A 13,952-nucleotide genomic window follows, 5' to 3' on the forward strand; every position below is an offset into this window, starting at 1 on the left:
AATTATAGTACAGCTTATTATAGTTGTAAACCAATCTGCCCAAAATATATTCTTTATTTCCAGAAACCTTATTATTATAACAAAAAGCAGAGAAATTTTCTCTGCTTTTAAAAGATATTACAAATCATTTTTTAATGAATTGCCGATTTAAACTTACCACCATTTGTCTCTTGCGTGCTCATAATAGTAACAAATGCATTTTCATCAATTTCGTGCACAATTGATTTTAACTTTGTCACTTCAAGACGCGTTACAACTGCATAAATAACTTCTTTTTCTTTATCTGTATAACCACCTTTAGCAACAAGTTTTGTTGTTCCACGACCAAGGCGGTGTAAAATTGCATTTGATACTTCCTCATATTGATCCGATACTATTAAAACTGCTTTCGTTTCGTCCAATCCTTGGATTACCGTATCAATTGTTTTAAATGCGATATAGTACGTCATAACAGAATACATTGCTTGTTCAACACCAAACACAAATGCTGCCCATGCAAAAATGAATAAGTTCACAAACATTACGAATTCACCAACAGAAAACGGTAATTTCTTCGTTAATAGAATCCCCATAATCTCTGTCCCGTCTAACGATCCACCATGACGAATAACAAGTCCTACACCAAGACCTAAAATAAGACCGCCAAAAACTGTTGCTAAAATTGGCTCTGTTGTAAATGGCGGAACAGCATGCAACGTTGATTCAATAAATGCTAAAGCTACAATCCCAAATGCTGAGGATAACATGAATGTTTTTCCAATTTGCTTATATCCGGAGTACATAAACGGAATGTTGAGGATAACAACTAAAGTAGAAAAACTTAACCACCAAATATTAGGAGTAAGATAATCTAATATAAGAGAAATACCAATAATTCCACCATCAATAATTTTATTTGGCATTAAAAATAGTTCAATCGCTACCGCCGCACATGCTGCCCCAAAGACAATCATAACTAAACGATATACGAGATGAATAACACTTTCTTTCCGATGTTGCTTTTTTTCCATAAGTCCTCCTTATACTCTTTCTCTATAGTTTTGTTCTTATATTATAACATACGCTTCTTTTCCCCATGGAAAAAATGCACCTTTAGACGAATATATACAAGCTATGCGTACATATATTTCGATAGAAGAACGGTGAAGGAGGACAACACGATGAATCTCATTAAACAAATTGTGAACAAAAAATTAAATCATATTTCTACAAAAGAGTTATTGAAATATAGTAAAGAATACGAAGTTTCAATTACAACTGCACAAGCTGATAGAATCGTTTTACTTATGAAAGGGAAAAATATTAACATTTACGATAATACCGAGCGACTAGAGCTCTTAAAACAAATCGCAAAAGTAACCTCTCCTGCCACTGCCCAACAAGTAAATACTTTATTTCAACAACTATTAAAATAAGGAGGGGAAAACCCCCTCCTTATTGCGCTTTAATTTTTTCAAGAAGTCCTTCATCAAAAGTACCATTTTTCAGCATTTCGATTTCTAATTTATATGGTGGCTTCTTATCTTTTTTATCTTCACCTACATACGGTGTTTCAAGAATTTTTGGTACGTGCTTTAGTTGCGGGTGATGCACAATGTGATGCAATGCCTTATAGCCAATATGACCAAAACCAATATTCTCATGACGGTCTTTTCCAGCTCCGCGGACATTTTTGCTATCGTTAATATGAAGTACTTGTAAACGATCTATCCCAACAATCTTATCAAAGTCGTTTAACACACCGTCAAAATCATTGACAATATCATAACCTGCATCGTGCGTATGACACGTATCAAAACATACAGATAACTTTTCATTATATTTTACGCCATCAATAATTTTCGCAATTTCTTCAAAGCTACGACCGCATTCTGTTCCTTTTCCTGCCATCGTTTCTAGCGCAATATTAACCGTTTGTTCTGGCGTTATTACTTCATTAAGCCCTTTAATAATTTGTTGAATACCAGCCTCTGCTCCTGCACCAACGTGAGCTCCTGGGTGAAGAACAATTTGTCTCGCCACACCTAATGCTGCCGTTCTTTCAATTTCCATACGAAGGAAGTCAACACCTAATTGAAACGTCTCAGGTTTCGTCGTATTCCCAACATTAATAATATACGGAGCGTGGACGATAATTTCTTCAATACCGTTCAGTTCCATATGTTTTCTTCCTGCTTCTATATTCAATTCTTCAATTGGTTTTCTTCGCGTATTTTGTGGTGCACCTGTATAAATCATAAACGTTGTTGCACCGTATGAAACAGCCTCTTCACTTGCTGCTAATAACATCTTCTTACCACTCATTGAAACATGAGATCCAATCTTTAACATACAATCACCTCTTCAATATACAATAGATATAATGATAGCATAATTTGTAGAAATATGTAGTGAATTGTTTGTTCATAAAAAAGGCACTACACAAATTAAAATGACTATTTAAACAGTCCGCACTCTACACTGAAATTAAACGGATAAAGTGAAACTTTAGTCAACGTTGTTTCTAATCCCTCACTAATTATTAGCCCGCATCAATCGGTTATCTCACAAGTAGCGAGATAAAAAAAAATAAGGGAAATCCCTTATCTTTTTTTATTGCTATATTTTTTCTTAACTTTTTCACGTTCTGTTGCAAGTTTTCGTTTATAGTTTGGTTTTACTTTTTTCGGCTTTTTAACAACTTTCGTTGCCATAACATCCAGTCCATCACTTGGTTTTTTACGACTCTTACGACGACGACGTTCACCTAAATCCGCCCACTCATCTCCGCGTAAATCTACATGCTTAAACTCGATATGACGTTGTTTTTCTAAACTATCTAACGCTTCTTCATTTGCTGGATCATAAATCGTCACTGCAATACCTGAATAACCTGCACGTGCTGTTCTTCCAACGCGGTGAACGAAGAAATCTAAATCTGATGGAAGCTCATAGTTAATAACATGACTAATCCCTTCAATATCGATACCACGTGCTGCTAAATCAGTCGCAACAATATATTGGAATTCAAGATCACGAATTTGTTTCATCATTTTTTTACGATCACGCGGTGATAAATCTCCGTGAATTCGTCCAACCTTTAAGCCACGCTCTGTTAATCCATCAGCAACTTGGTCTGCCATTTTCTTCGTATTAGTGAAAACAATTGCTAAATACGGCTTAAATTGAAGTAGCATATTTTTCACTAATTCAATTTTATTACGGTGTCTTGAAGGCACAAGGTAATGCTCAATATTTCCTGCTGCAACTTGCTTCGGATTAATATGAATATGTTCTGGATTCTCCATATATTTCTTCAAAAACGGTTTTAATTTTTGAGGAATCGTTGCAGAGAAAACTAGCATTTGCAAGTTTTTAGGCATACGTGCCGCAATTTTATCTACATCTTGAATGAATCCCATATCAAGCATTAGGTCTGCTTCATCGACAATAATAGTATTTGCTTTATGAACAAATAGCGCCTTTTCTTCTACTAAGTCTTTAATACGTCCTGGCGTTCCAACTACAATATGAGGTTGTTTTTTCAACTTTTCAATTGATCGTTGCTTATCAGTTCCACCAATTAAACAACGTGCTGTAATCATTTGCTCTTCTGTACAGAACTTTGTTAATTTCACGATTTCTTCGTAAATTTGTTGTGCTAACTCACGAGTAGGCGCTGTAATAACAAGTTGTACTTCTTCACGACTTGCATCAATTCTGTTTAATGTAGGAAGTAAGTATGCATGTGTTTTCCCAGAACCTGTTTGGGATTGTCCAATTACACTCACACCTTTTTTCACAACCGGGAAAATTTTCTGTTGAATTCCTGTCGGCTCTGAAAAGCGTAGTTCACGAACTGCATCTATTAAAAATGGTTTAAAATCATACTGTGTAAAAGTTTGTTGTGTCATAAGTTACACCTTCTTTCTAAAATTTCTACTGCGCGCACAAATCAGTCAAGTCTACATTATATCGAAATCTACAAGTAAAATCCATCTTTTCTTTAGTTTAGGTTTTCATCATAAAAACTAACCTTCTTTCCTTCCACTGCATATTGTATGTGTATATACCTAACTGAAGAAAGGAGGATTTCTCATATGTATCCACAATCCCCTATAGGACAAATGCACCCTAATCAACGACAACATCCTTATACACCATACCCAATTCCGCAACTACCACCGATGGCACAAAAAAAGAAAAGTTTTCTTGCTAAACTCTTTAAAAAACACGATCCTACGGAGCCTTTCATGCAAATGGTCCCTCCCTATCGGCAAATGGAAGGACCACCGATGATGCACCAGCAACCGCCGCAGCAATACCAACAACAATACTCACAGCAATATCCACCATATATGCAGCAACATCCTCAACAAATGATACCACCTCAAATGTATGAATCAAATGAAACGCGCGGTGCTGCAACAACTACAGCTGCGGCGACATCTAGCAGCGGCATCGGAAGCTTTTTTTCAAATCTAATTTCGAATCCAACTAATATGATAAATAATATCGAAAAAGTATCCCAAGTTGTTCAATCAGTAGGACCTGTCGTCGAGCAATACGGTCCAATTATGCGTAGTCTACCAAGCATTGTTAAAATCCTCACCTCTGGAAAAGGCACGGAAGAAAAACAAGCTGAAGACCAGCCTGAAGAAGTTGTAGTAGCCACTCCACCTCCTCCACCAAAAAAGAGAAAAAGAAAAAAAATTGTGATTGAGCCAATAATAGAAAAAGAATTACCAGAAGAGCCTGTTCAACAAATAGCAACAAAACCAAAACTATATGTGTAACAATCCTTTGTTTTCTATCCACTCCTCCTTTATAATGTAATGGACTATGCACAAAAGTATCCCTTGTTTAGAAGGAGAGGATTACTCACATGAAGATTGTTAAAATTTCCCCTCGTGGTTATTGCTACGGTGTTGTTGACGCGATGGTTATTGCACGTAACGCCGCATTAGATAAATCATTACCGAGACCCATTTATATTTTAGGTATGATTGTTCACAATAAGCATGTAACAGATGCTTTCGAAGAGGATGGCATCATTACATTAGACGGCCCAAGTCGATTAGAGATTTTAGATAAAATCGATTCTGGTACTGTTATTTTTACTGCACACGGTGTTTCTCCAGAAGTTAAACAACGTGCAAAAGAAAAAGGTTTAACGACAATCGACGCAACTTGTCCAGACGTTACAAAAACACATGACCTTATTGAAGCAAAGAAAGCTGAAGGATATCATGTCATTTATATCGGCAAAAAAAACCATCCAGAACCAGAAGGCGCAGTTGGTATTGCACCTGATATCGTTCATCTTATCGAAAGAGCTGATGATTTAAGAACATTAGAAATCCCAACGGATAAAATTTTAGTTACGAATCAAACAACAATGAGTCAATGGGATGTTCAACATTTAATGGAGGACATCCAAAAAAAATTCCCAACAGCAGAATTCCATAAGGAAATTTGTTTAGCAACTCAAGTTCGCCAAGAAGCTGTCGCTAAACAAGCTGATGTTGCGGATTTAACAATTGTTGTCGGTGATCCGAAAAGTAACAACTCCAACCGTTTAGCTCAAGTATCACAAGAAATTGCTGGTACGAAAGCATACCGTGTTGCAGATGTAAGTGAAATTCAATTAGAATGGCTACAAGGTATCGAAAACGTCGCAGTTACAGCAGGCGCTTCTACTCCAACGCCAATTACGAAAGAGGTTATAGCTTTCTTAGAGCAATATGACCCAATGAATCCAGCTACATGGGACAGAACTCGAAATGTACCACTTCAAAAGATTTTGCCACGTGTAAAAGTAAAAAAACAGCAATAATAAAAAACCGTTGCCTACATGAGCAACGGTTTTCGTTATTTTTATACAAATGTGAACGGATCCGTATGTAACTGCGAAGCATGAATTTGCACATTAAATTTCTTTTCATCTACTTTGTTTTGCAATTGTTTTTGTACGCCTTGCTTCATTACTTTTTCAACATTATGTCCTGGGTCAACTATATTTAAACCGAGCATCATCGCATCGTGAGCAACATGATAATACATATCACCCGTTACATATACATCTGCCCCTTTAAATTTCGCTTGGTTTATGTATTTATTACCGTCACCACCAAGCACAGCAACTTTACGCACTTTATCTTCTAACTTCCCAACAACTCTTGCACCCTTCACATGTAATGATTGTTTCACGTGTTCAGCAAACTGCCCAAGTGTCATTTCTTCTTGTAAATATCCTATTTTACCAAGACCTAATGTTTCACCTTTATTATCCAGCGGATATATATCATATGCCACTTCTTCATATGGATGAGCTACCAACATCGCTTTAATAATTTTTCTTTGTAGTGAAGCTGGAATAATCGTTTCGATACGCACCTCGTCCACACGCTCTAACTGCCCAGTTTCCCCGATATAAGGATTTGTCCCTTCTCGAGGGATAAACGTACCTACCCCTTCACTACCGAACGTACAGTGGCTATAATTACCGATATGACCAGCACCCGCATCTCCAAGAGCTTTGCGCACCTCTTCTGCATGAGTTACTGGAACAAATACAGCAATTTTTTTCATTTCTTCTGCGTATGTCGGAACTAATACTTCTGTATTTTGTAACCCTAATGCATCAGCAAGTAAATCATTTACCCCGCCTGTAGCAATGTCTACATTTGTATGGGCCGCATAAACTGCAATATCATTTTTAATACACGTTTCAATAATTCTTCCGTACGCCTTATCTGTATGAATCGCTTTTAACGGATTAAAAATTAGAGGGTGATGTGCAATAATGACATTCGCTCCTAATTGAATCGCCTCGTCCACAACTTCCTCCGTTACATCTAACGCTATTAATACGTGCTGAACAGGTTTATTAAGCGCTCCAATCTGTAAGCCAATCTTATCCCCTTCCATCGCTAAATGCTTCGGATACATACCTTCAAATAAAGAAATAATTTCATGGCCATTCGGAATTTTACTCATGATAAAACCTCCCCTATCATTTTCATTTTCGCTTCTACTTCTGCACGCTTCACTTTTGTCTCTTCAGACTCTGCTGCACGCTCTAACTGCTTTAAAATATTTTGGAAGTTTTTCAATTCTCCTTCCCACTTTTCAACAAAAGCCTCACTTTTTTCTTTTATTAAAAATGGGCCCATAAATAATTCAGCTTGTTTATTTTCAGAGTAAGGTACTGCGATATCTCCTCGCTCTCCGACTAAAATCTCATAAATTTTCCCGTCTTCTTTTACGATTTTTTCATGGATAAGCTCCCAGCCATTCTCAATAAACCATTCACGAATATGGTGTGCAGCAATATTAGGCTGTAAGATTAAACGCGTTACACCTTTTAATTTTTCTTTACCACTTTCTAAAATGTCACGAATTAACGCTCCACCCATACCAGCAATCGTAATAACATCTACTTCTCCTGGTGTAATTACAGCTAACCCATTACCTTTACGAACATCTACTTTATCTTGCAAGCCACTTTCAGCTACAGTTGCTTGTGCAGAGCGAAATGGTCCATCTACAACCTCTCCTGCAACTGCTTTTGTAGCAATATTATTTATAATTGTATAACACGGTAAATACGCATGATCCGACCCAATATCAGCTACTGTAGATCCTACTGGAATCTCCCGCACAACTTCTTCTAATCGTTTTGAAAGCTTTACTTCATTCATGTATTTCCATTACTCCTTCTCTTGTCAGTCTGTCTCCATGATAATGAATTTATAGTAGTTGTTGCAAGTCCATAACAACACTTCAATTCTCTATTACTAATCGTATTTTAGAAAGTATAGAAAAACAAGCCTTTTGCACAAAAGCAAAAGGCTTGTAATACGAAACTTTATTTTTTCTTCGATAACCAATCAGCTACTTTAGCTGCTTGATCAGCTGGAACTACATTTGGTGGCATATTCCCTTTTCCTTTTGAAAGAATTTCTTTAATTTCATCTTTCGAAAGTTTCCCACCAATTTTTTGTAAATTAGGTCCTACTGCTCCTTGTAACTGATCACCATGACAGCTCGTACAGCTTTGCTTCACAATATCCTCTGGATTTGATACTGTTTGTGCTGGTTTCCCGCCATTTTTTGCATCAGCTAACTCTTTAGATTTATGTAGCCCTTGAAATGAAAATACAAACATAACGATAATACCTAATGCTGCAATAAGAGCGAACGGAATCAGCGGATTACGTTTCATATCTCTTCTCCCCCCTCTATACCCCTAAATAGTTAGATGATTCAGTCATTTCCATTGTACTTGAAAACGCTCTATCAGAAAAGAGTAAACTATTACTTGTTAAAAATATTCCATAAATTCAGTTTATTGATTTTCACTTTTATATCGCATATTATTTCGATAAATATTAACGTTTCTCATCATATTTTTCACTTTTCTACATATTTTTTTGTATAGAATAAACAAAATTAATCGAAAAATCGAAAAATGAGCATTTGCAAATCAAAAGACAATTCTGTAAAATAAATTACAAGAAATTGTAATCGTTGCTGATAGCTAAATTTTAACAAAAATTAACAAAATAAAAAAGTTTACTTCACAATCGTGAAGTAAACTTAAAAATAACCTATTCTAAGAAATCCTTAAGACGTTTACTACGGCTCGGATGTCTTAATTTGCGAAGTGCTTTTGCTTCAATTTGACGAATACGTTCTCTCGTTACGCCGAATACTTTCCCAACTTCTTCAAGCGTACGAGTTCGTCCATCATCTAAACCAAAACGAAGACGTAGAACATTTTCTTCACGATCTGTTAGTGTATCTAGCACATCTTCTAATTGTTCTTTTAGCAATTCATACGCTGCATGGTCCGCAGGCGATGTTGCTTCTTGGTCTTCAATAAAGTCACCTAAATGGGAGTCGTCTTCTTCACCAATTGGTGTTTCAAGAGAAACTGGCTCCTGTGCAATTTTTAAGATTTCGCGTACTTTTTCTGGAGCAAGATCCATTTCTTCACCAATCTCTTCAGGAGATGGTTCGCGTCCTAAATCTTGTAACAATTGACGTTGTACACGAATTAACTTATTAATTGTTTCAACCATATGAACTGGAATACGAATTGTTCGCGCTTGGTCTGCAATCGCACGTGTAATAGCTTGGCGAATCCACCAAGTTGCATACGTACTAAATTTAAACCCTTTACGATAATCGAACTTTTCAACCGCTTTAATTAGACCCATATTTCCTTCTTGGATTAAGTCTAAGAAAAGCATACCGCGGCCCACATAGCGCTTTGCAATACTTACTACAAGACGTAAGTTTGCTTCCGCAAGACGGCGTTTTGCTTCTTCATCGCCTTCTTCAATACGTGTCGCAAGTCGAATTTCTTCTTCAGCGGATAGTAAGTCAACGCGACCAATTTCTTTTAAGTACATACGAACAGGATCATTGATTTTCACACCTGGTGGCACACTTAAATCATTGAGGTCGAATTCTTCTTCCGTTTTTGTAATTTGGCGATTATTAGGACCTTCGTCGTTGTCATTGTCACCAACTAAGTCAATTCCTTGTTCACCTAAATATTCATAATATTCATCCATTTGATCGGATTCAATTTCAAATCCATTCATGCGTTCTGCAATCTCTTCATATGTAAGAACGCCACGTTTTTTTCCGAGCTCAGTGAGTTGTTCTTTCACTTGCTCAAGGGTCATTTCAGTTTCAATTTGTTTAGAACGAGCTGGTTTGTCAGCCATCTGTTCCCCTCCTTACGCGAGATACAAACATTCATTATACTAAAATTTTATCGAAAAAGCTATTTTCTTGCTTTTTGATTTTGTAAATATGCTACATAATATTTAGCAGCCTCTACAGGATCTGTTTTTTCCATTTGTTTTACTTTAAAGATAATTTCCATCTTTTCAAGTTTTTCCTTATGACGTCTGAGCGCCTCCAAATGGCCTTGTAACGCTTCTTCTGTGTACTCTGGATTAATAAATTCATCCGTCGAAATATCAGTGATAATATTTTTCAACTTTTCATCAGAGAGCCAACTTAAAAATGTTCCGACTGAAGGTTCATTTCCCTTTTCATAATATGCGTATAGTTCATATAAAATCCCTTTATGTTCTTCTGTATAAAAATCTTCTATATGAGATTCCATACGCACTGCCACTTCTGCACTTTGCAACATATGGTAAATGATTTCTCTTTCTGCTCTTTCAAAACCTGTTAATTTCGGTTTAGTTTGAACAATTTGAGATGGCTTAGAGACCTGCTTTATTTGTTTTTGCTGTACCTTTTGTTCTTTGCGATATTGGTGCAATTGATTCAAAAGTGTTTCCATTGAATACGAAAATTCTTGCGATAATGACTTTAAATATGACTCGGCCTGCATCGCATCCTGTAACAATGATAACTCTTTTAAAACACTTTTCACATATTCTTCTTTGCCAGACTCATCTTGCAAATTTTTCCCTAAACGCAAATAATTTATTTTGAAACCAACAAAACTTATACTTGATTTCACAAGATTTTCAAAAGCCGTTGTTCCATATTGTTGCACATATTCATCAGGGTCAAGCTTATCTGGCAATGGTGTAACTTTCACTTGGCAACCGACTTGCAATAATAATTGCCCTGCTTTCATCGTCGCTTCTCGCCCTGCTTTATCACCATCATAGCAAAGAACAACAGTTTCAACGTTACGTCGCAGAAGTTTCGCTTGTTCTTCAGTTAAAGCCGTTCCCATTGTCGCAACAGCTTCTTCCACGCCACTTTTTACCGCGGCTAGCACATCGGCATAACCTTCAAATAGGACAACCTGCCCACGTTTTCTAATAAACGGCCTTGCTTGGTGGAAATTATACAACAGCTTACTTTTGTGAAAAATCGGTGTTTCAGGGCTATTTAAATATTTCGGAGTATCATCTCCTAGTGCCCTTCCACTAAACGCTATCACCTTACCTTGTAAAGTATATATCGGAAACATAACCCTTCCTCGGAAGCGGTCATAATGACTGCCATCCTTCTCACTTCTTACAAGAAGGCCAGCTTGTTCCATACTAGATAGCGACAAACCTCTTTTTTGTAAAATTTTCGTTGCTGCATCCCAAGCTGGTGATGCATAACCAATTTCAAATTTCTCTATCATCTCTTTTGTAATACCACGTTTTAATAAATACGAAAGTGCTTCATTTCCCTCTTCTGTATTTACTAATAAATGATGATAATACTTTTTCAAAAGCTCATGAGCCTGTTGCATGATGACAGTGTCATCAGATATGTCTTCTTGTTGTCCTTGCCCTGATGTATATTCTGCAATTGCAATTCCATTTCTTTCACCAAGCTTTTGAACAGCCTCGGTGAAAGCAAGTCCTTCCATTTTCATGAGAAAGGAAAATACATTTCCACCTTCTCCACATCCGAAGCAATGAAAGATTTGCTTATCAGATGAAACAGAGAATGAAGGTGAATTCTCACCATGAAATGGACAAAGGCCGAAATAGTTACGCCCCTGCTTTCTAAGTTGAACATACTCACCAATAACTTCTACAATATCGGATGATGTCCGAATCTGTTCAACAACTTCTTCGGGAATTCTGTTCCCCATAACTCCATCTCCGTGTCGTATTTTGTATTCGATATAAATTAAAAGATTCCTTTATAATTCGACAATATTTTTCTAAATTTATTAGAAAGTGCTGTCGATCACGTTGTGCAAATGATTTTGGGCCTTTCGTATAAGCCCCGCCTGCGTAACTTCGCAGATACATACCTATTATATAAAATTGTATCCATTTGCTCATCTGTTACAAATGTACCTCTTGGAGACAATACCTATACTCCATTTTCCACAAGAAGACTAGCAAGACCCACATTCTGTGTGATCACGAGACCTGTAACTTTTGCATGTTGATAAATATATAAATCAACTTCATCTTGCTCAGAATCTACATAGACCCAATTCCTTGCTGTTTTCTTGAACGATGAGCATGCGATGCGACAAACAAAATTTCGACATAAATTTTTTGTTCCAACTTGCACAATTTCATCCTTCACGGGACATGCATCTGCATCAACTAATATCTTACTGATGTTTTGCATATTTCTGTATTCTACATCCCTTCTGTGAATCCTTCCATAATGTGCGTTTTCTTGTTTAGATTTTGTCGATTTAACGTAATTACATGTCTTTTTCGCAAATCCTATCCCTAGTTTATTCTGAAAAATTAAAGTCTAAACGTAAAATATAGGTTTTTATCACAATTTTTTATTATAATATATTTTCTTCAACTACGCTACATATCCCTTTAATTTTCATCTTACATTTAAAGATAACAAAATCGTTCCTTTAGCATAATTAAAAAACGGAAGAATATAAGTATAACCATTCCGCTATATTCTATTACTAAGCCGAAAGTTCATAATCTATTTCGCATTTTCCTCTACCTACTTCTCACGAGCGAAAAAAGCACATTCACCTTTGGTAAATGTGCTAAAACATTTTTTGGTTTTGCACTGCATTCACAATAATATTTGCCGTTTCCTCAATCGCCTTATTTGATACATCTATCACTTGACAATTTATTTTACTCACTACATTCTCAAAATGAATGATTTCTTCTTTAATACGATTAATATTTGCATATGTTGCTCCATCACTTAATCCAAGTGATTTTAATCGTTCTTTTCGAATATGATTTAACTTATCCGGTGTAATTTTCAAACCGAAACATTTCTCTTTTGCCACTTGATATAATTCCTCAGGCGGATCCACTTCCGGTACAAGTGGTACATTAGCAACTTTCAAACGTTTGTTATGTGCTAAATATTGTGAAAGTGGTGTTTTTGATGTACGTGAAATTCCAATCAACACGATATCAGCTTTTAAAATACCACGTGCATCTCTGCCATCATCATACTTAACTGCAAATTCAATCGCTTCAATTTTTTTAAAGTACTCTTCATCTAATCTCCGAACGACACCTGGCTCATACCTTGGTACTTGCCCTGTAATTTCTTCAATTTGATCGATAAGAGGTCCGATAATATCGTATGCCTCTACTCCTTCTTTTGCCGCTTCTGTCAATAAATATTGACGCATATCAGGCTTTACTAACGTAAAACAAATAAGCGCTTGATTGCTCTTGGCAATCGAGATCACTTCTTTTAATGTCCCTGTATCTTCTACATACGGTACACGTCTAATATCAGGAGCGAATGGGAACTGCCCCATTGCCGCTCTAACAACCAAATCAGCCGTTTCTCCTACAGAGTCAGATACGACATATACGATTTTATTATCCATTACATTACCTCACTTTAAACAAATTACACTTATTCGTTATTTACTAAATTGACAAACGCACGCGTAATATTTGTTTTTGTAATTCGTCCAATCACTTCTAGACCTTGTTTCGTATCCTTTACAACTGGCATCGCATCAATCTGTCTTTCTATTAATTCCATCGCAATATCATATAAAGAATCCTCCCTGCGACACATCGCAATGTTTGGCATCCTTGTCATGATAATATTAACCGGAAGAGAGGTTAAATCCTGCTTTCCTAAGCTAGCTCGCAATAAATCTTTACGAGATACAACGCCAACTAATAAAGTAGATTGATCTACAACAAATAATGTACCAACATCCTCTAGAAACATAGTACAGATTGCATCGTATACTGATACATTTTTATCAATTACAGCCGGTCTAGATTGATAATCTTGTACTTTAATTTTCTTAACAGCTTCAGATAATAGCTGTCCCCCAGTTTTACCCGTATAAAAATAACCTACGCGTGGACGCGCTTCTAAATAACCAGCCATCGTTAAAATTGCTAAGTCTGGTCTTAGCGTTGCACGTGTTAAACCCAATTGCGCAGCAATTGACTCCCCTGTAATAGGACCGTGATCTTTTACAATCTGAATGATATGTTCTTGCCGTTTATTCAGCTCTATGATAATCACCACCTCGTATGATTAAG

Annotated in this window: 14 protein-coding genes; 3 read left to right on the forward strand and 11 right to left on the reverse strand. The window is 36.5% G+C overall.

Annotation, left to right across the window (positions count from 1 at the left end; translation table 11 throughout):
• Positions 1-131: 131 nt before the first annotated feature.
• The gene (locus VK90_RS17200) at positions 132-1,010 is read right to left on the reverse strand and encodes a YitT family protein (protein WP_002173487.1); all 879 of its coding nucleotides are present in this window, start codon (positions 1,008-1,010) and stop codon (positions 132-134) included.
• Positions 1,011-1,160: 150 nt separating this feature from the next.
• Here VK90_RS17200 and VK90_RS17205 point away from each other — a divergent pair, with 150 nt between their 5' ends.
• A complete protein-coding gene (locus VK90_RS17205) occupies positions 1,161-1,415 on the forward strand; it encodes a DUF2624 domain-containing protein (RefSeq protein ID WP_048374203.1) in 255 nt (84 codons plus the stop codon).
• A gap of 19 nt (positions 1,416-1,434) precedes the next feature.
• On the opposite strand, the gene VK90_RS17210 is transcribed toward VK90_RS17205, so the two are convergent.
• Together VK90_RS17210 and VK90_RS17215 are read right to left on the reverse strand one after the other, a co-directional pair.
• Positions 1,435-2,331 carry a deoxyribonuclease IV gene (locus VK90_RS17210; RefSeq protein ID WP_048374204.1) on the reverse strand — a complete coding sequence of 299 codons (897 nt, stop codon included), beginning with the start codon at positions 2,329-2,331 and terminating at the stop codon, positions 1,435-1,437.
• Positions 2,332-2,582: 251 nt separating this feature from the next.
• Positions 2,583-3,893: a DEAD/DEAH box helicase gene (locus tag VK90_RS17215; RefSeq protein ID WP_048374205.1), complete on the reverse strand. Its 1,311-nt coding sequence runs from the start codon at positions 3,891-3,893 to the stop codon at positions 2,583-2,585.
• A gap of 186 nt (positions 3,894-4,079) precedes the next feature.
• Here VK90_RS17215 and vrrA point away from each other — a divergent pair, with 186 nt between their 5' ends.
• Together vrrA and VK90_RS17225 are read left to right on the forward strand one after the other, a co-directional pair.
• Positions 4,080-4,775, forward strand: a complete 696-nt coding sequence (vrrA, locus tag VK90_RS17220) for a VrrA/YqfQ family protein (RefSeq protein WP_048374206.1) — start codon at positions 4,080-4,082, stop codon at positions 4,773-4,775.
• A gap of 89 nt (positions 4,776-4,864) precedes the next feature.
• Positions 4,865-5,815, forward strand: a complete 951-nt coding sequence (locus tag VK90_RS17225; protein ID WP_025147417.1) for a 4-hydroxy-3-methylbut-2-enyl diphosphate reductase — start codon at positions 4,865-4,867, stop codon at positions 5,813-5,815.
• 41 nt (positions 5,816-5,856) lie between these two features.
• Here the strand turns inward: VK90_RS17225 and VK90_RS17230 are convergent, their stop codons facing one another.
• The 8 genes from VK90_RS17230 to VK90_RS17265 form a co-directional block, all read right to left on the reverse strand.
• Positions 5,857-6,978: a Nif3-like dinuclear metal center hexameric protein gene (locus tag VK90_RS17230; protein ID WP_048374207.1), complete on the reverse strand. Its 1,122-nt coding sequence runs from the start codon at positions 6,976-6,978 to the stop codon at positions 5,857-5,859.
• Positions 6,975-7,682 carry a tRNA (adenine(22)-N(1))-methyltransferase gene (locus tag VK90_RS17235; protein ID WP_048374208.1) on the reverse strand — a complete coding sequence of 236 codons (708 nt, stop codon included), beginning with the start codon at positions 7,680-7,682 and terminating at the stop codon, positions 6,975-6,977. The genes VK90_RS17230 and VK90_RS17235 overlap by 4 nt, the downstream gene beginning before the upstream one ends.
• A gap of 167 nt (positions 7,683-7,849) precedes the next feature.
• A complete protein-coding gene (gene cccA / locus VK90_RS17240) occupies positions 7,850-8,206 on the reverse strand; it encodes a cytochrome c550 (protein WP_048374209.1) in 357 nt (118 codons plus the stop codon).
• Between the two features lie 385 nt (positions 8,207-8,591).
• A complete protein-coding gene (rpoD, locus tag VK90_RS17245; protein WP_000764062.1) occupies positions 8,592-9,719 on the reverse strand; it encodes an RNA polymerase sigma factor RpoD in 1,128 nt (375 codons plus the stop codon).
• Positions 9,720-9,778: 59 nt separating this feature from the next.
• A complete protein-coding gene (dnaG, locus tag VK90_RS17250) occupies positions 9,779-11,575 on the reverse strand; it encodes a DNA primase (RefSeq protein WP_048374210.1) in 1,797 nt (598 codons plus the stop codon).
• Positions 11,576-11,802: 227 nt separating this feature from the next.
• Entirely contained in the window at positions 11,803-12,069 is a 267-nt protein-coding gene (locus tag VK90_RS17255; protein WP_231595871.1) for a DUF188 domain-containing protein, read from the reverse strand.
• 391 nt (positions 12,070-12,460) lie between these two features.
• Positions 12,461-13,273 carry a pyruvate, water dikinase regulatory protein gene (locus VK90_RS17260; RefSeq protein ID WP_048374211.1) on the reverse strand — a complete coding sequence of 271 codons (813 nt, stop codon included), beginning with the start codon at positions 13,271-13,273 and terminating at the stop codon, positions 12,461-12,463.
• Between the two features lie 29 nt (positions 13,274-13,302).
• A complete protein-coding gene (locus tag VK90_RS17265; protein WP_000583755.1) occupies positions 13,303-13,935 on the reverse strand; it encodes a helix-turn-helix transcriptional regulator in 633 nt (210 codons plus the stop codon).
• Positions 13,936-13,952 lie beyond the last annotated feature (17 nt).

Source organism: Bacillus sp. LK2 (genome assembly GCF_001043575.1).
GTDB classification, from domain to species: domain Bacteria; phylum Bacillota; class Bacilli; order Bacillales; family Bacillaceae_G; genus Bacillus_A; species Bacillus_A paramycoides.

Excerpts from the sequence above, each read along its gene's own strand:
- VK90_RS17260 (WP_048374211.1), bottom strand. The coding sequence starts at position 13,273 with ATGGATAATAAAATCGTATATGTCGTATCTGACTCTGTAGGAGAAACG.
- VK90_RS17225 (WP_025147417.1), top strand. The coding sequence starts at position 4,865 with ATGAAGATTGTTAAAATTTCCCCTCGTGGTTATTGCTACGGTGTTGTT.
- rpoD (WP_000764062.1), bottom strand. The coding sequence starts at position 9,719 with ATGGCTGACAAACCAGCTCGTTCTAAACAAATTGAAACTGAAATGACC.
- VK90_RS17210 (WP_048374204.1), bottom strand. The coding sequence starts at position 2,331 with ATGTTAAAGATTGGATCTCATGTTTCAATGAGTGGTAAGAAGATGTTA.
- VK90_RS17235 (WP_048374208.1), bottom strand. The coding sequence starts at position 7,682 with ATGAATGAAGTAAAGCTTTCAAAACGATTAGAAGAAGTTGTGCGGGAG.
- VK90_RS17205 (WP_048374203.1), top strand. The coding sequence starts at position 1,161 with ATGAATCTCATTAAACAAATTGTGAACAAAAAATTAAATCATATTTCT.
- VK90_RS17230 (WP_048374207.1), bottom strand. The coding sequence starts at position 6,978 with ATGAGTAAAATTCCGAATGGCCATGAAATTATTTCTTTATTTGAAGGT.
- VK90_RS17200 (WP_002173487.1), bottom strand. The coding sequence starts at position 1,010 with ATGGAAAAAAAGCAACATCGGAAAGAAAGTGTTATTCATCTCGTATAT.
- dnaG (WP_048374210.1), bottom strand. The coding sequence starts at position 11,575 with ATGGGGAACAGAATTCCCGAAGAAGTTGTTGAACAGATTCGGACATCA.
- vrrA (WP_048374206.1), top strand. The coding sequence starts at position 4,080 with ATGTATCCACAATCCCCTATAGGACAAATGCACCCTAATCAACGACAA.
- VK90_RS17255 (WP_231595871.1), bottom strand. The coding sequence starts at position 12,069 with ATGCAAAACATCAGTAAGATATTAGTTGATGCAGATGCATGTCCCGTG.
- VK90_RS17215 (WP_048374205.1), bottom strand. The coding sequence starts at position 3,893 with ATGACACAACAAACTTTTACACAGTATGATTTTAAACCATTTTTAATA.
- cccA (WP_048374209.1), bottom strand. The coding sequence starts at position 8,206 with ATGAAACGTAATCCGCTGATTCCGTTCGCTCTTATTGCAGCATTAGGT.